This is a genomic window from Kitasatospora sp. NPDC052868 (assembly GCF_044547105.1).
Taxonomy (GTDB): Bacteria; Actinomycetota; Actinomycetes; order Streptomycetales; family Streptomycetaceae; genus Kitasatospora.
The window spans coordinates 81,860-98,341 of sequence record NZ_JBITZW010000002.1 but is presented as its reverse complement, the minus strand read 5'-3'; the positions used below and the strand labels follow the sequence as shown (position 1 = coordinate 98,341).

The 16,482-nt window shown below is 74.2% G+C and carries 14 protein-coding genes, 1 pseudogene and 1 riboswitch; of the genes and pseudogenes, 4 read left to right on the top strand and 11 right to left on the bottom strand.

Annotated features, from left to right (window positions below):
• Positions 1 to 88: 88 nt before the first annotated feature.
• Positions 89 to 184, bottom strand: a pseudogene (locus tag ACIGZJ_RS04100) (type II toxin-antitoxin system RelE/ParE family toxin); the annotation flags it as partial.
• A gap of 116 nt (positions 185 to 300) precedes the next feature.
• On the opposite strand from ACIGZJ_RS04100, the gene ACIGZJ_RS04095 reads away from it, so the two are divergent.
• A complete protein-coding gene (locus ACIGZJ_RS04095; protein WP_396455818.1) occupies positions 301 to 1,419 on the top strand; it encodes a cobalt-precorrin-5B (C(1))-methyltransferase in 1,119 nt (372 codons plus the stop codon).
• A 156-nt stretch (positions 1,420 to 1,575) separates the two neighbouring features.
• Positions 1,576 to 3,105: a UDP-N-acetylglucosamine 1-carboxyvinyltransferase gene (locus tag ACIGZJ_RS04090; protein WP_396455817.1), complete on the top strand. Its 1,530-nt coding sequence runs from the start codon at positions 1,576 to 1,578 to the stop codon at positions 3,103 to 3,105.
• A 19-nt stretch (positions 3,106 to 3,124) separates the two neighbouring features.
• On the opposite strand, the gene ACIGZJ_RS04085 is transcribed toward ACIGZJ_RS04090, so the two are convergent.
• From ACIGZJ_RS04085 to ACIGZJ_RS04060, 6 genes are all read right to left on the bottom strand, one after another.
• Complete coding sequence (locus ACIGZJ_RS04085; RefSeq protein ID WP_396455816.1) at positions 3,125 to 3,631, bottom strand: protein phosphatase; 507 nt, start codon at positions 3,629 to 3,631, stop codon at positions 3,125 to 3,127.
• 29 nt (positions 3,632 to 3,660) lie between these two features.
• Entirely contained in the window at positions 3,661 to 4,164 is a 504-nt protein-coding gene (locus ACIGZJ_RS04080) for a DinB family protein (protein ID WP_396455815.1), read from the bottom strand.
• 40 nt (positions 4,165 to 4,204) lie between these two features.
• Entirely contained in the window at positions 4,205 to 4,954 is a 750-nt protein-coding gene (locus tag ACIGZJ_RS04075; protein WP_396456224.1) for a cobalt-precorrin-6A reductase, read from the bottom strand.
• The gene (gene cobM / locus ACIGZJ_RS04070; protein ID WP_396455814.1) at positions 4,954 to 5,715 is read right to left on the bottom strand and encodes a precorrin-4 C(11)-methyltransferase; all 762 of its coding nucleotides are present in this window, start codon (positions 5,713 to 5,715) and stop codon (positions 4,954 to 4,956) included. The genes ACIGZJ_RS04075 and cobM overlap by 1 nt, the downstream gene beginning before the upstream one ends.
• Positions 5,712 to 6,950, bottom strand: coding sequence for a precorrin-6y C5,15-methyltransferase (decarboxylating) subunit CbiE (cbiE, locus tag ACIGZJ_RS04065; RefSeq protein ID WP_396455813.1), 1,239 nt, complete (start codon positions 6,948 to 6,950; stop codon positions 5,712 to 5,714). The genes cobM and cbiE overlap by 4 nt, the downstream gene beginning before the upstream one ends.
• A 159-nt stretch (positions 6,951 to 7,109) precedes the next feature.
• Entirely contained in the window at positions 7,110 to 7,574 is a 465-nt protein-coding gene (locus ACIGZJ_RS04060; RefSeq protein WP_396455812.1) for a gamma-glutamylcyclotransferase family protein, read from the bottom strand.
• 138 nt (positions 7,575 to 7,712) lie between these two features.
• Here ACIGZJ_RS04060 and ACIGZJ_RS04055 point away from each other — a divergent pair, with 138 nt between their 5' ends.
• Positions 7,713 to 8,651 (top strand): EamA family transporter, encoded by a 939-nt coding sequence (locus tag ACIGZJ_RS04055; protein WP_396455811.1) that lies wholly within the window; start codon positions 7,713 to 7,715, stop codon positions 8,649 to 8,651.
• A gap of 21 nt (positions 8,652 to 8,672) precedes the next feature.
• Here the strand turns inward: ACIGZJ_RS04055 and ACIGZJ_RS04050 are convergent, their stop codons facing one another.
• The 4 genes from ACIGZJ_RS04050 to ACIGZJ_RS04035 form a co-directional block, all read right to left on the bottom strand.
• Complete coding sequence (locus tag ACIGZJ_RS04050; RefSeq protein WP_396455810.1) at positions 8,673 to 10,421, bottom strand: dipeptide ABC transporter ATP-binding protein; 1,749 nt, start codon at positions 10,419 to 10,421, stop codon at positions 8,673 to 8,675.
• Between the two features lie 29 nt (positions 10,422 to 10,450).
• Entirely contained in the window at positions 10,451 to 11,560 is a 1,110-nt protein-coding gene (locus tag ACIGZJ_RS04045) for an ABC transporter permease (RefSeq protein WP_396455809.1), read from the bottom strand.
• 32 nt (positions 11,561 to 11,592) lie between these two features.
• Complete coding sequence (locus ACIGZJ_RS04040; protein ID WP_396455808.1) at positions 11,593 to 13,341, bottom strand: ABC transporter substrate-binding protein; 1,749 nt, start codon at positions 13,339 to 13,341, stop codon at positions 11,593 to 11,595.
• An 84-nt stretch (positions 13,342 to 13,425) separates the two neighbouring features.
• Positions 13,426 to 14,406 (bottom strand): ABC transporter permease, encoded by a 981-nt coding sequence (locus ACIGZJ_RS04035; RefSeq protein WP_396455807.1) that lies wholly within the window; start codon positions 14,404 to 14,406, stop codon positions 13,426 to 13,428.
• Between the two features lie 304 nt (positions 14,407 to 14,710).
• Positions 14,711 to 14,806: riboswitch (ZMP/ZTP riboswitch) on the top strand.
• A gap of 20 nt (positions 14,807 to 14,826) precedes the next feature.
• On the opposite strand from ACIGZJ_RS04035, the gene ACIGZJ_RS04030 reads away from it, so the two are divergent.
• A complete protein-coding gene (locus ACIGZJ_RS04030; RefSeq protein WP_396455806.1) occupies positions 14,827 to 16,308 on the top strand; it encodes a glycine hydroxymethyltransferase in 1,482 nt (493 codons plus the stop codon).
• The last annotated feature ends 174 nt before the right edge of the window (positions 16,309 to 16,482 follow it).

Below are 16,482 nucleotides of genomic sequence, written 5' to 3'. Positions count from 1 at the left end.
GAGCGCCCGGGAGGCCGACCAGCCCTCCCGGGCCCACCGCCCCGACCCCGGCAGACCTCAGCCGCGGTAGCCCTCAGCCGCGGTAGACCTAGGACCGGTGCCCGACGCGGATCACCAGGACGACGAGCCGCCCGCCGTCGACGGTGTAGACCACCCGGTGGTCGCCGACCCGAAGCCCGCGGCGCGGAGCGCCCCGGTTCCGCGGCGGGCGGGGCCGCGGGGGAGCATGGGGGCGCCGGGGAGGTGTCCGGCGTCGGAATTCAGGTGTCAGGTGTCGGTGCGACGGGAAGCGGTGCGGTGATGGGCGAGGTCGGTGGGCGGGCCGGGCAGCTGAGGAGCAGCGGGCTGCGGCACGGCTGGACGACCGGCGCCTGTGCGACGGCCGCGACCAAGGCGGCGTACCAGGCGCTGCTGACGGGCGTCTTCCCCGATCCGGTGGAGATCACCCTGCCGAAGGGGCAGCGGCCCGGGTTCGCACTGGCCGCGGAGCAGCGGTCCGACGGCCGGGCGATGGCCGGCGTGGTGAAGGACGCCGGGGACGATCCCGACGTGACGCACGGCGCGCTGATCCGCTCCACGGTGTGGGCGGGCGAGCCGGGCAGCGGGGTGGTGTTCCGGGCCGGGCCGGGGGTCGGGACGGTCACCAAGGCCGGGCTGCCGCTGGCCGTCGGCGAGCCGGCCGTCAACCCGGTGCCCCGGCAGATGATCCGGGACGCGGTCGCCGAGGTGGCGGCGGAGTTCGGCGACGGCGGGGACGTCGTCGTGGAGGTCTCCGTGGACCACGGCGAGGAGATCGCCCGGTCCACCTGGAACCCGCGCCTGGGGATCCTCGGTGGCCTGTCCATCCTCGGCACGACCGGCATCGTCGTCCCCTACTCCTGCTCCGCCTGGATCGACTCCATCCGGCGCGGCATCGACGTGGCCCGGGCCGCCGGGCGCACCCATGTCGCCGGCTGCACCGGCTCGACCTCGGAGAAGACGGCCGTCGCCGTGCACGGCCTGCCCGAGGACGCGCTGCTCGACATGGGCGACTTCGCGGGGGCGGTGCTCAAGTACCTGAAGCGCCATCCGGTGCCGCGCCTGACCATCGCGGGCGGCTTCGCCAAGCTCTCCAAACTCGCCGCCGGCCACCTGGACCTGCACTCCGCCCGCTCCCAGGTCGACCCGGGCCACCTGTCCGAACTGGCCCGCACCGGGGGCGCCGGGCCGGAGCTGGTCGCGGCGGTCGCGGCGGCCAACACCGCCCTGGAGGCGATCCAGCGCTGCCGCGCCGCCGGAGTCCCGCTCGGCGACCTCGTCGCCGAGGCCGCCCGCGGCACCGCCCTCGGGGTGCTGGTCGGCTCGCCGGTCACCGTGGACGTCATCTGCATCGACCGGGCGGGCACGATCGTCGGCCGGGCGGAGCCGCTGGGGCCGTAGGGGCCGTAGGGCGCGCCCGGTACCCGCGTGGACCGTAACGGGAGTGTGGCGGTGATGTGCCGATGGCTCGTCAATCGGGAGCAGAAACGGACAAATGCGGTGCAATGTCAACCCCGGGTTCTGGCGCTATCTCAAGCATGAGATATGGTCTGCCGGGTGACAGGCGACTACCTCACCCGTATCGGCACCCTCATCCGCACCGCGCGTCAGCACCGCGGCTGGTCCCAGGCCCAGCTCGGCGAAGCCCTCGGCACCAGCCAGAGCGCGGTCAACCGGATCGAACAGGGCAAGCAGAATGTCAGCCTTGAGATGATCGCAAGGATCGGCGAGGCCCTCGACAGCGAGATCGTCTCCCTCGGCTACGCCGGACCGATGCACCTGCGGGTCGCCGGCGGCACCCGCCTCTCCGGCGCCATCGACGTCCGCAGCAGCAAGAACGCCTGCGTCGCCATCCTCTGCGCCTCGCTGCTCACCACCGGCCGCACCACGATCCGCCAGGTCGCCCGGATCGAGGAGGTCTACCGGATCCTCGAGGTGCTCACCAGCATCGGCGTCAAGAGCCGCTGGACCAACGACGGCCGCGACCTCGAACTCACCCCGCCCGCCGAGCTCGACATCGCCGCCATGGACGTCGAGGCCGCCCGCCGCACCCGCAGCGTGCTGATGTTCCTCGGCCCGCTGATGCACCGCGCCGAGCGCTTCGAAATCCCCTACGCCGGCGGCTGCGACCTCGGCACCCGCACCGTCCAGCCGCACCTGACCGCGCTGCGCCGCTTCGGCCTGGAGGTCGCCACCACCGCCGGCGCCTACCACGCCTCCGTCCAGCCCGGCGCCCCGATGGACCGGCCGATCGTGCTGACCGAGCGCGGCGACACCGTGACCGAGAACGCCCTGCTCGCCGCCGCCCGGCACGACGGCGTCAGCGTCATCCGCAACGCCTCCCCGAACTACATGGTCCAGGACCTCTGCTTCTTCCTGGAGCGGCTGGGCGTGCGGATCGAGGGCATCGGCACCACCACCCTCACCGTGCACGGCGTCCCCCAGATCACCTGCGACGTCGACTACACCCCCGCCGAGGACCCGGTGGAGGCGATGAGCCTGCTCGCCGCCGCCGTCGTCACCTCCTCCGAGCTGACGATCCGCCGGGTGCCGATCGAGTTCCTGGAGATCGAGCTCGCCGTGCTGGAGGGGATGGGCCTCGACTACGACCGCACCCCCGAGTACCGCGCCCACAACGGCTACACCCGCCTCGTCGACCTCACCGTGCGGCCCTCCAAGCTGACCGCCCCGATCGACACCATCCACCCGATGCCCTTCCCCGGCATCAACATCGACAACGTGCCGTTCTTCGCCGCGATCGCCGCGGCCGCACACGGCACCACGATGATCCACGACTGGGTGTACGACAACCGCGCCATCTACCTGACCGAACTCACCCGCCTCGGCGCGGACATCAAGCTCCTCGACCCGCACCGGGTGCTCGTCCAGGGCCCCACCCGCTGGCGCGCCGCCGAGATGGTCTGCCCGCCCGCGCTGCGCCCGGCCGTGGTGATCCTGCTCGCGATGCTCGCCGCCAAGGGCACCTCGGTGCTGCGCAACGTGTACGTCATCAACCGCGGTTACGAGGACCTCGCCGAGCGCCTCAACTCGATCGGCGCCCAGATCGAGACCTTCCGCGACATCTGACCGCCCCCGCCGGCCGGCCTCACTCGTCGAGTTCGGCCGGCGGCTCGTCGACGTCCATGCCGGCGGTCAGGTAGTCCACGAACAGCTGGTTGTTCAGCGCCCAGAGCGAGCGCCGCTCACGCACCAACCCGACGGCCTGGTCGGGTCGGTGGCCGAGTTCGACGAGGGCCTGGGCGACCACCAGACCGGAGCGGTTGTACCCGGAGTGGCAGCGCACCAGGACGGCGCGCCCCCGGCGGACGGCTTCGGCGGTGTGCGCCGCCGCCTCCCGGGCGGTCCGGAGCTGCTCCGGGGTGAGCGGCCCGTCCGGGATCTCCCGGACCAGGTGCTCCACCTCGGCCGCCGGTCCGTGCCCGGGCCGGGTGAAGAGGCTGACCACCAGGTCGAACTCCCGGTCCACCACGACCGGTTCGAGGGCGCGGCCGGGCGGGGCGGTGTAGTGCCCGCCCATCCACAGTCCGGGCGTGATCTCGTTCCACGGCTCCACGGGCCCGGGGGTTTCGTGGTCCTTCTGACGGGTGTGCATCGGCTCTCCCTTGGTGGGTGCGGGCCCGGCTACTCCCCGGTCGTGCCGTCGAGGTGCTCGCGGAGCAGGTCGGCGTGGCCGTTGTGGCGGGCGTACTCCTCGATCATGTGGGTGAGGATCCAGCGGAGCGAGAAGTCCTCGTCCCGGTGGTGTCCGAGGACGTCCAACGACTCGGCGGCGGCGACGAGTTCCCGGGCGTGGTCGCACTCGCCGCGCCAGACGGCGAAGGCCTCGGCGGGGTCGGCGTCGGCGACGTCGAACTCGGCGAAGGAGTCGTCCGCGTGCTTCCAGAACGCGGGCCGGTCCTCGCGGGCGAACACGTTGCGGAACCAGCCGCGTTCGACCTCGGCGAGGTGGCGGACGATTCCGAGCAGGGAGAGCGCGGACGGCTGGAGGACCCGCTCGCGGAGCTGTTCGGTGGTCAGCCCGGTGCACTTCATGGCGAGCGTGTCGCGCTGGAAGTCCAGGAAGCTCACCAGGGTGGCGCGTTCGTCGGCGGTCTGCTCGGTGCGGGTGCGCTGCTCGTCTCTCATCGGGCCATGATGGCAGCGCCGGGCCGGGTCGTCGTCCGGTTTACCGGAGGGTGGGACCGCGTGCGGCGAGCCAGCCGACCGCGGCCGCCACGTCCTCGGCGACCGGGACGCCGGGCGGTACCGGCGGGCGTTCCACGATCACCACGGGCAGGCCGAGTTCGCGTGCGGCGGTGAGCTTGGGGGCGGTGGCGGCGCCGCCGCTGTCCTTGGTGACCAGGACGTCGATCCGGTGTCCGCGCAGCAGGGCCCGCTCGCCGTCCAGGGTGAACGGCCCCCGGTCCAGCAGGACTTCGGTGGCGGCGGGCATCGGCGGCTCGGGTGCGTCCACCGAGCGGGCCAGGAAGTGCAGGCCGTCGAGGTGGGCGAAGGCCCCGATGCCCTGGCGGCCGCTGGTCAGGAAGACCCGCCGGCCGAGGGCGGGCAGCAGCGCGGCCGCCGCGTCGAGCGAGCCGACCCGGTGCCAGCGGTCGCCGTCCACCGGCGTCCAGCCGGGGCGGCGCAGGGCCAGCAGCGGGACGCCGGTCGCCTCGGCGGCCAGGGCGGCGTTGTGCGACATGGCGGCGGCGAACGGATGGGTGGCGTCCACGACGGCGTCCACCCGCTCGGCGCGCAGCCAGGCGGCGAGCCCGTCCGGCCCGCCGAAGCCGCCGATCCGGACCTCTCCGACGGGCAGCCGGGGCTCGGCCACCCGCCCGGCGAGCGAGCTGGTGACCCGCAGCGGTGCGTCGGCCAGCGCCGCGGCCAGCGCCCGCGCCTCCGTGGTGCCGCCGAGGACGAGCAGGTGGCGCATCACGCCCCGCAGGGCTCGTGCGGGCGCTCGCGGTCCGCCGAGTAGAGGTGGCTGTCGCGGAACTGCTCGGCGGCGAGCGTGCGTCCGACGATGATCACCGCGGTGCGGACCACGCCGCTGGCCTTCAGCTGCCCGGCGATGTCGGCGAGGGTGCCGCGCAGCACCAGCTCGTCCGGGCGGCTGGCCATCGCGACCACGGCGGCCGGGCAGCCGGCACCGTAGTGCGGCAGCAGCTGCTCGACCACGTCGTCCACGTACCCGGCGGCCAGGTGCAGCACCAGCAGGGCGCCGCTGCGGCCGAGGGTGGCCAGGTCCTCGCCCTCGGGCATCGGGGTGGCCCGCTTGGCGATCCTGGTCAGGATGACGGTCTGGCCGACGGTCGGCACGGTCAGCTCGCGCTTGAGCGCGGCCGCGGCGGCGGCGAAGGCGGGCACGCCGGGGACCACCTCGTACGGGACTCCGGCCGCGTCGAGGCGGCGCATCTGCTCGGCGACGGCGCTGAACACGGACGGGTCGCCGGAGTGCAGCCGGGCCACGTCCTGCCCGGCCTCGTGGGCGGCGACCAGCTCGGCGACGATCTGGTCCAGGTTGAGCTGCGCGGTGTCGATCAGCCGGGCGCCGGGCGGGCACTCGTCCAGCAGCTCGCGCGGCACCAGGCTGCCCGCGTACAGGCAGACCTCGGCGCGGGCGAGGATCCGCTGGCCGCGCAGGGTGATCAGGTCGGCGGCGCCCGGGCCGGCTCCGATGAAGTGGACGGTCACGAGCTCGCTCCTGGATCGGTCGAAGGTTTGACGGCGGACCACTGGGTGACCGGCATCGCCTGGCGCCAGCCGGTGAAGCCGCCGACCGGGACGGCGTGGGCGACGCCGAGCCGCAGCAGCTCACCGCCGTGCCGCCGGTACCACTCGGTGAGCAGCGCCTCGGACTCCAGGGTCACGGTGTTGGCGACCAGCCGGCCGCCCGGCGGCAGCGCCGCCCAGCAGGTGTCCAGCAGGCCGGGGGCGGTGAGCCCGCCGCCGATGAACACCGCGTCGGGGGTGGGCAGGCCGGCCAGCGCGGCGGGGGCGGCCCCGGTGACCACCTGCAGCCGGGGCACGCCGAGCGCGGCCGCGTTGCGGGTGATCCGCCCGGCGCGGACGGCGTCCCGCTCGACGGTGACCGCCCGGCAGTCGCGGTGGGCGCGCAGCCACTCGACGGCGATCGAGCCGGAGCCGCCGCCGACGTCCCAGAGCAGCTCGCCGGGGGAGGGGGCGAGGGTGGCCAGGGTGGCGGCGCGGACGTGCCGCTTGGTCAGCTGGCCGTCGCTCTCGTAGGCGGTGTCGGGCAGGCCGGGGACGAGGGAGCTCCGCGGGCCCTCGCCGAGCTCGACGGCGATGACGCTCAGTGGGTCGCCGGCCGGGTGCGGCCAGCCGTCCGCCGGGCCGTCCAGCCGCCGCTCGGCGGGGCCGCCGAGCTGTTCCAGCACGTGCAGCCGGGCGGTGCCGAAGCCGCGCGCGGTGAGCAGCGCGGCGACGGCGGCGGGGGTCTGCGCGTCGGCGCCGAGGACGAGCAGTCGGCGGCCGGGGTGCAGGGCGAGCGCCAGCGTGTCCAGCGGCCGGCCGACCAGGCTGACCACCTCGGCGGCGTCCAGCGGCCAGCCGAGCCGGGCGCAGGCGTAGGAGACGGAGGAGGGGTGCGGCAGGACCCGCAGCCGGTCGGGGCCGACGGTCTCGGCGAGGGTGCGGCCGATGCCGTAGAACATCGGGTCGCCGCTGGCCAGCACCGCCACCCGGCGGTCGGCGTGTCCGGCGAGCAGCCCGGGGACGGCCGGGCGCAGCGGGGACGGCCAGGGCACCCGTTCGGCGGCGACCTCGTCGGCGGGGAGCAGGGCCAGCTGGCGCGGTCCGCCGATCACCACCTCGGCCGCCCGCAGCGCCGCCCGCGCGGTGCCGGCGAGTCCGGGCCAGCCGTCGGCGCCGATCCCGACGACGGTGATCGGCGGTGGCAGCTCGGGCACCGGTGGCTCCTCGTTCGGTGGGCGGTCGGTCTTCGGGAGGCGCCCGGTCGGCGTCCCGGACCAGTCTCCCGGCCAGGCTCCCGGCCGGCGAAGGCGTGGCCGGGGCAGCCTACCTGGCGGTCCGCGGAACCCCCCTGGCCAGGGTGCATGCCCCGGGCCTCAGCAACGGGTCCAGTCCCCGGAGCGGATGAGCGCCGGGCGGGCGCGCAGCCGGGCGGCGGCGGCCGGGCCGGCCAGGTAGACCCAGGCGTCCACCGGGCCTGCGCCCGGGTCGGTCCAGGCGTCCACCCGGCCCTCGTCCGGCCGCTCGACGGGCCGGACGGCCATCCGCCGCCGGACGTACAGCCCGGTGCCGTCCGCCCGGCACTCCTCCAGCAGGTCGAGCGCGGCCAGCACGCGGGCGTAGGCGCCGGGGCGCACGGTGATCAGCTCACCCGTGATCCGGCGCTCCCGGTCCGGCACCGCGTACGGGAAGCCCGGGCCCTCGTGCAGCGCCGCCCCCTCCAGCACCGCGGGACGGACCGCCGCACAGTGTCCGGCCAGGTGGGCGGCGTGGTTGCGCCCGCCGGTGCGCAGCGTCCCGTAGACGAAGAACGGCAGGCTCTCGGGCGGCTCGGCGGGCATGCGCCCACGGTACGTCCGCCGTACCGCCTGGTGATACCCGCTGGCCCCCGGGCCGTTGATGCGCTGTCATGGCGGGTAGCATGCCAGCACCGTTCTAGGGGGACACACATGACAGCATCGGCTTCGCCTCGTTCCGGGGTGGCCCCCCGCGATGCCGTTCCGGCGCCCGCGAAGCTGGGCGGGGCGGTGTGGGTGGCGCTGGCGCTGGTGTACGTGGTGTGGGGGTCGACCTATCTGGCGATCCGGATCGCGCTGGAGACGATGCCCTCGTTCCTGTCCGCCGGGGCGCGGTTCCTGTGCGCCGGACTGCTGCTGGCCGGCTTCGTCGCCGTCCGCCGAGGGCCGGCCGAACTCCGGGTGAGCCTGCCGCAGTTGGGGTCCTCGGCGCTGGTCGGCGGACTGCTGCTGACCGGCGGCAACGGGCTGGTGGTGCTCGGCGAGAACTCCATCCCGTCCGGGCTGGCCGCACTCCTGGTGGCCGCGGTGCCGCTGTGGATGGTGCTGCTGACGGCCACCGTCGGCGAGCGCCCGAAGCCCGTCGAGCTGGCCGGTGTGCTGCTCGGGCTGGCCGGGCTGGTGGTGCTCTCCGCGCCCGCGATCGGCGGGGACATCGCCCCGGTCGGGGTGATCGCGGTGATCTGCGCCACGCTGACCTGGTCGGCCGGGTCGTTCGCCGCCAAGCGGATCCCGATGCCGGCCAGTGTGCTCGCGGCCAGCGCCTACCAGATGCTCGCGGGCGGGCTGGGCAATGTGCTGATCGGGCTGGCACGCGGCGAGGAGCACGGGCTGAACCTCGCCGAGGTGTCCGGCCGGTCCTGGCTGGCGCTCGGCTACCTGGTGCTGGCCGGCTCGCTGGTCGGGTACACCGCCTACGCCTGGCTGCTGAAGTCCGCGCCGCTGACCCTGGTCGCCACCTACGCGTACGTCAACCCGGTGGTCGCGGTCCTGCTCGGGTGGCTGGTCCTGGCGGAGCCGCTGACCGGCCCCACCCTGGCGGGCGGGGCGATCGTGGTCGCCGGCGTGTGCCTGGTGGTGAGCGTCAGCCGACGGCCCGCCAAGGCGCCCGCGCGCCGCTGAGCCCGGCCCCGGGGGCCGGCCTCAGTGCGCGGCGGCGAGCAGCTCCCTGGTGTAGTCGGTGTGCGGGGCGGTGAACAGCCGGTCGCGGTCGGTGCTCTCGACCAGGCGGCCGTGGTGCATCACGGCCACCCGGTCGCAGAAGTGCCGGACCACCGCGAGGTCGTGGGAGACGAAGAGGAAGGCGACGCCCAGCCGGTCGCGCAGCTCCATCAGCAGGTTGAGCACCTGGGCCTGCACCGAGACGTCCAGCGCGGAGACCGGCTCGTCGGCGATGATCAGGCGCGGCTCGGGTGCGAGGGCCCGGGCGATGCCGATCCGCTGGCGCTGGCCGCCGGAGAACTCGTGCGGGTAGCGGTCCAGGTGTGCGGCGGTCAGGCCGACCTGCTCCAGCAGCTCGGCGGAGCGCTCCCGCCGCTCGCTTGCGCTCAGGGAGGTGTGCAGCCGCAGCGGGGTGTCCAGGGTCCGGGCGACGGTGCGGCGCGGGTTGAGCGAGGCGTACGGGTCCTGGAACACCAGCTGGATCTCCCGGCTGAGCCGCCTGCGCAGCGCCCGGTCGGGGCGGGTTGCGTCCACGCCGTCGTACCGCAGCCGTCCGGCGGTGGGGGTCTGCAGTCCGGCCAGCACCCGGGAGGTGGTGGACTTGCCGGAGCCGGACTCGCCGACCAGGCCGAGCGTCTCGCCGGGCGCGATCCGCAGACCGACGTCCTCCACCGCCCGGACGGGCGCGCCCCGCCGGCCGCCGGGGCCGCGCCGGCCGGGGAAGTGCACCGAGAGCCCGGCCGCCTCGACCAGCCAGCGCTGCGGCGGGGCCGTCGGGCGTTCGGCGAAGGAGAACGAGGGGGACGGCTCGTCAACCGTCGGCAGCGGGGTGCCCGGCACCGTCTCCAGGGTAAGCGCGGCGCCCACCAGGGCCCGGGTGTAGGGCTGTTGCGGCGCCGCGAGCAGCTCGGCGGTCGGTGCCGACTCGACCTGCCGGCCGTCGCGCAGCACCAGCGTGCGGTCCGTGGTGCCCGCGACCACGCCCAGGTCGTGGCTGACCAGCAGGACGGCCGTACCGTGCTCGCGCTGCAACTCCCCGAGCAGGTCGAGGACCTGGCGCTGCACCCGGGCGTCCAGCGCGGTGGTGGGCTCGTCGGCGATCAGCACGTCCGGGTCGTTCATCAGCGCCATCGCGATCATCACCCGCTGGCGCATCCCGCCGGAGAACCGGTGCGGGTAGTCGCGGACCCGGGCGGTCGGGATGCCGACCCGGTCGAGCATTGCGGCCGCCCGCCCGCGGGCCTCGGCCCGGCCCGCACCCGGGTGGTGCAGCCGGTACATCTCGGCGAGTTGGGCGCCGACGCCGTGGAACGGGCTGAGCGAGGTGAGCGCGTCCTGGAAGACCAGGGCCACCCGGCCGCCGCGCACGCCGCGCAGCACCGGTTCGGGCGCGCCGACGAGTTCCCGGTCGCCGAGCCGGATCGAGCCGGTGACGGTGGTGGTGCGCGGGTCGTGCAGGCCGAGCACGGCCAGCCCGGTCGCGGACTTGCCGGAGCCGGACTCGCCGACCAGGCCGAGCACCTCGCCCCGGGCGAGGTCGAAGGAGAGGCCGCGGACGGCGGCGACGGGGGCGCCGCCGCGCGGGTCGGCGAAGGTGACGGACAGGTCGCGGACGCTGAGGACGGGAGCGCCGGAGAGGGTGGCGCCGGAGAGGGGAGAACCGGAGAGGGTGGCGCCGGAGAGGGGAGAACCGGAGAGGGTGGCGCCGGGGGCGCTGGGGCTGGCAGTCATGGCGGGGGCTCCGAACCGGGGAGGCGAGGTCAGCTGAGGCGGATGCGCGGGTCGAGCCAGGCGACCGCGAGGTCGGCCAGCGCGACGAACAGCACCACGAAGCAGGCGGCCAGCAGGACGGCGCCGACCACGGCCGGCAGGTCCTGGCCCGCGACCGCCTCGGCCGCGAAGGTGCCGACGCCGTTCAGCCCGAACACCGTCTCGGTGATCACCGCGCCGCCCAGCAGCGCACCGGCCTCCAGGCCGAGCAGCTGCACCAGCGGTCCGGCGGCGCCCCGCGAGGTGTACTTGAGGTGGGCGCGCAGCCGGCCGAGGCCCTTGCCGCGAGCGGTGCGGACGTACTCCTCGTTCATCGTCTCCAGCAGCTGGGAGCGGGAGAGCCGGGCGAACACGGCCGAGTTGACGAAGCCGAGGACCAGCCAGGGCAGCAGCATCCCGCCCGCCCAGGCACCCGGATCGTCGGCCGGCGGGGTGTACGAAGGCAGCGGCAGCAGGCCTGTGGAGTACACCAGCGCCCACTGGGCGACGTACCCGAGGAAGTAGATCTGCACGCTCGCGCCGACCAGGGTGAAGCCGGACAGCAGCCGGTCGGTGCGGGTGCCGTGGCGCAGCGCGGAGACGAACCCGGTACCGAGGCCGAGCACGAGCAGGACGGCCAGGGCGCCCGCGGTGAGCGAGAAGGTGACCGGCAGGTGGTCGACCAGCGCCTCGGTGACCGGCTGGTGCAGCCGGTAGGAGTAGCCGAGGCAGGGCGCGCCGCAGCGGATGACCGAGCCGTCGACGTCGCTGATGTCCCGGCCGGCGACCACCCCGGTGAGGTAGTCGGTGTACTGGGCGAGCAGCGGCTGGTCCAGGCCCATGCTCTGGCGGACCGCCGCGACCTGGCCGGAGTCGCAGCGCGGGCCGCAGGCGGCGCGGGCCGGGTCGGCGGGGGCGGCGTAGAAGAGGGCGAAGGCGGCGGCGGAGACCGCGACCAGGACGGCGAGGGCCTGGAGGGTCCGCCGCAGGGCGAAGGAGAGCATGGCCGGTCCGGGGTCGTCGGGGCGGAGGAGGAGGCGGGGAGGGCGGTGCGGTGCGGGGGAGGAAACGGGGGTGGTGGCGGGAGTGGCGGCCCCGGCCGCGTCAACGGCCGGGGCCACCAAGGGGATCGAACCGGAGGAGCCCGGGGCGATCAGGACTTCAGGTACACCCAGCCCAGGCCGACCGTCCCGTAGATCGGGTGGATGAACGCCCCGCCGAGGTTGCTCCCGTGCAGCTGGTTGATGGTCGGGTAGGCGAACGGCAGCACCGGCAGGTCCTTCATCACGGTCTGCTCCAGCGCGTACAGCTCCTTGGCCTTCTGCCGGGGCTCGCCGATCTGGTTGATCCGGTCGATCTCCTTGTCCACCTCGGCGTTGTGGTACCGGGCGGAGTTGAGGTCGCTGTTGGCACGGCCGTCGAAGGAGAACGGGACCAGCGTGGAGGGCGTCGGCCAGTCCACCGAACTGGTCTCCTCGAACAGGTCGTACGGGGAGTCGGGGCGGTGCGCCTCGTCCAGCAGGGCCTTCGGGTCGACCGGCTTGGGCACGATGGTGATGCCGGCCTTGGCGAAGCCCTCCACCAGCACCTGGGCGACCCGCTGCCCGTTGGGGGTGTTGGCGTACGCGTAGGTGAGGCTTGCCGGCGCCTGCCTGGCCTTGGCCAGGGCCTGCTTGGCGGCCTCCGGGTCGCCCTCCGGCTTGGCCGGGTACAGGTCGTACTTCTGCCAGTCGACCAGCGCGGGCGAGCTCAGCGTGGTGGCCAGCTCGCCGACCCGGCTGCCGCCCTGGACCTGCCGGGCCTGCTGGCGCGGGTAGGCGAGGTGCAGGGCCCGGCGGACCTCGACGTCCGGCACCCGCTCGTTGTTGACCACGAGCTGGGTGACGAAGGCGCCCTGCCGGCCGAAGGCCACCAGCTCCCTGGCCTTCGGGTCGGTGTCGACGGTCTGGTACAGCTCGGGGGAGAGCACGGTGGAGACGGTGGTGGCATCGGCGCCGCCGTCGCGGCCGGAGAGGATCTCCTGGTTGATGTTGAGCGCCTCCTTGCCGAAGCTGAAGACGAACCTCTCCGGGTACTGGCTGCGGATCGGGTCGGTCTCCGGCTTCCAGTGCGGGTTGCGCTCCAGCACCATCCGGGTGTTCTGGACGTGCTCGGCGATCCGGTAGGGACCGCTGGAGAACGGCAGCCGGTCGTAGTCCGTCCCGGTGTCCTTGTCCTGGCGCACCGGCGAGGAGGAGGACTGCGCCGCCATGTACGGCACGTCGGCCTGCGGCTGCGGGAAGTGGAAGACGAGGGTGCGGTCGTCCGGGGTCTCGATCGCGGCGAGGTCGCCGTCCTGCGGGCCGGCGTACTTCTTGCGGGCGTCCTCGTAGCTGGCCTCGCCGGTCAGCCACTGCGGCCAGTACGGCGGGCCGACCTCGTAGCCCTTGCCGAAGCTGCGCTCGATGCCGTACCGGACCTGCTGGGAGGTGATCGGCCGGCCGTCCTCCCAGGCCACGCCCTCCTTGAGCCGGTACGTCCAGGTGCGGCCGCCGTCGGCGGACTGCCCGGTGTCGGTGGCGAGGTCGCCGACCAGCCTGGCCTTGCCGTCCACCACCTGGTACTGGGTCAGCTGCCGGCCCCAGAGCAGCGAGGTGTTGTACGCGGCGCCGGCGTACACCTTCTGCGGGTCGAGGTGGCGGAAGTCGGTGGCGTTGTAGACGTTGACCGTGCCGCCCGCGCGGGCCCCCGGCACGGCGGGGGCGGGGCCGGCGCTCTCCTTCTCGGTGCCGAGCGCGGCGGTCAGCGGGGAGGTGTCCTTGGCGGCGGTGCTCCCGCCGGTGCTGGAGCCCGCGCCGGCCGAGCAGGAGGTCGCCAGCAGCGCGGTGGCGAGGACGGCAAGGGACGGTTTGATCCAGCGCATGGCGAATCTCTCCTTGCCCCGGGATGCGGGGCGGCTAGGTGAAAAGGGGAGCCGGGCGAAAAAGAAGGAGGAGGGGGAGGGCCGTCAGCGGCCGGCCCGCGGATCGAGCGCATCGCGCACCGCGTCCCCGAGCAGGTTGAAGGCGAGCACGAACAGCAGCAGCGCCACACCGGGGAAGAACATGTACGTCGGGTCGGCCTGGAAGACCTCGGACCCGCGGGCGATCATCCGGCCCCAGTCCGGGACCGGCTCGTTGATGCCGACCCCGAGGAACGAGAGCACCGCCTCGGTGGCGACGAACGTCGGCACCGCCATCGTGGCGTGCACCAGCAGCTGCGCCCGGACGTTCGGCAGCAGTTCGCGGAAGACGATATGGAATCCGCTCGCCCCCTGGGCCCGGGCGGACTGCACGAAATCCCTTTCCCTAAGCGACCGCACGGAGGCGCGCAGGGAAAGCGCGAGCGGAATCCAGCCGAACGCGGAGAACACCAGGATCAGGATCAGGAACTGCATCCACTCCGGTTCCGCGGCGCCCGGATCGACCAGCCGGGACTGGATGACCGGACTGAGCGAGAGCAGCAGCAGAAGCGTCGGAAAGGCCAGCAGCACATTCGAGAGGAAACCGAAGAGCCGGTCCGTGATCCCGCCGAGGTAGCCCACCGCGACCCCGGCCAGCACACCGAGCGCGGTGGTGACGGCCGCCGCGGCGAAGGCGATCAGCAGCGAGGTGCGCATGCCGTAGAGCAGCTGGGTGAACACGTCGCGGCCGAGCCCCGGCTCCAGGCCGAACCAGAAGTCCGCGGAGATCCCGCCGTTCGGCAGGACCGGCAGTCCACCGTCGCTGAGCAGGCCGGGAGTGTTCTGGCCGTAGTGCTCGACCGGGTTGCGCCCGTACAGCGCGGCGATCAGCGGGGCGGCCAGGGCGAGCAGCAGGAGGAGCAGGACGACGGCGAGGGCGGCGGTGCCGGTCCGGGTGCGGCGGATCCGGCGCAGCAGGCCCTGCGGGGCCGGTGCGGCGGCCGGCGCCTGGGCGTCCGGCTCTGCGACTGTCTCGACCACTGCCATGAGAGGCGTACTCCCCGAATTCTCCGCCGCCCCGTGGGTGAGGGTGCGCTGATGTGCATTTCCGGACGGGTGCCGGGGGTTTCCCGGCGGCCCGTCGAACGTCATCAGATCGGATGCGCCGGGCGTTTCGCAAATCATTCCGACCCGAACTCTCCGGCAATGTTGCGGGGATTGTGACGGCTTCATTCCGCCGCAATACTGCCGTCGCAATAGAACGGACATTTAGTGGCAAAGGGCGCGCCCGGGCGGGTCCCGTCCCGCATGTTGAGATCTCCACCACAGCGCGCCGGGCGTTGGTACGATCCCGGTGAGCCGCGACTGGCGCGCAGGGATGGAATCAACCATCGGGAAGCGGCTCCGTGAATCCTCACGTCAGTTGCCGTGCGCCTGGGCCGTCCGCATCCCGATGAGGAGACAGCCTTGGCCACCCCCGGCACCCCCGACGCCGCGCAGCAGCCGCACACCGCCGCGAGCGCCACCGCCAACACCGCCTTCCGCAGCGCCCTCGACGTCGTCCGCGAGGTCGAACCCCGCATCGCCGCCGCCATCGGCCAGGAGATCGAGGACCAGCGCTCCTCGCTCAAGCTGATCGCCAGCGAGAACTACGCCTCCCCCGCCGTCCTGCTCGCCATGGGCAACTGGCTCAGCGACAAGTACGCCGAGGGCACGGTCGGCCGCCGCTTCTACGCCGGCTGCCGCAACGTCGACACCGTCGAGTCCCTCGCCGCCGAGCACGCCCGCGCCCTGTTCGGCGCCGACCACGCCTACGTCCAGCCGCACTCCGGCATCGACGCCAACCTCACCGCCTTCTGGGCCGTGCTCTCCCAGCGTGTGGAGAGCCCCGCCCTCAAGCGCGCCGAGGTCCGCAACGTCAACGACCTCACCGAAGAGGACTGGGCCGAGCTGCGCCGCGAGCTCGGCAACCAGCGGATGCTCGGCATGTCCCTGGACACCGGCGGCCACCTCACCCACGGGTTCCGCCCCAACATCTCCGGCAAGATGTTCGACCAGCGCAGTTACGGCACCGACCCGGCCACCGGCCTGATCGACTACGACGCACTGCGCGCCACCGCCCGGGAGTTCCGCCCGCTGATCCTGGTGGCCGGCTACTCGGCCTACCCGCGCCGGGTCAACTTCCGCCTGATGCGCGAGATCGCCGACGAGGTCGGCGCGACCCTGATGGTCGACATGGCGCACTTCGCCGGCCTGGTCGCGGGCAAGGTCCTCACCGGCGACCACGACCCCGTCCCGCACGCCCACATCGTCACCACCACCACCCACAAGTCGCTGCGCGGCCCGCGCGGCGGCATGGTCCTCTGCACCTCCGAGCTGGCCGAGCACGTGGACCGCGGCTGCCCGCTTGTCCTCGGCGGCCCGCTCTCGCACGTGATGGCCGCCAAGGCCGTCGCCTTCGCCGAGGCCCGCCGCCCGGAGTTCCAGGACTACGCCCGCCGGGTCGTCGACAACGCGCAGGCGCTCGCCGAGGGGCTGCTGCGCCGCGGCGGCCGCCTGGTGACCGGCGGCACCGACAACCACCTGGTGCTCGCCGACGTCTCCGGCTACGGCCTGACGGGCCGTCAGGCCGAGTCCGCCCTCCTGGACTCGGGCATCGTCACCAACCGCAACTCCGTCCCGCAGGACCCGAACGGCGCCTGGTACACCTCCGGTGTCCGGATCGGCACGCCCGCGCTGACCACCCGGGGCCTGGGTGTCGCGGAGATGGACGAGATCGCCGGCCTGATCGACACCGTGCTGCGCGGCACCACGCCGGCGGCCGGCCCCGGCGGTGCGCCCTCCAAGGCCCGGTACGTCCTGGACGAGGCGCTGCGCGACGGCGTCGCCAAGCGGGCGGCGGACCTGCTCGCGGGCTTCCCGCTCTACCCGGGCGTCGACCTGGTCTGACGGTGCGACCGTGTGCGGCCGGACGGCCGCACACGGTCGGGTGCGCGGGGGTGGGGGGGGGGGGGGCCCCCCCCCCCGGGGGGGGGGGGGGGCCCCCCCCCCCCCCCCCCGGCCCCCCCCCCCCCCGGGCCGGGCCCCCCCCCCCCGGGGCCGGCGGGGGGCGCCCCGCGGGCG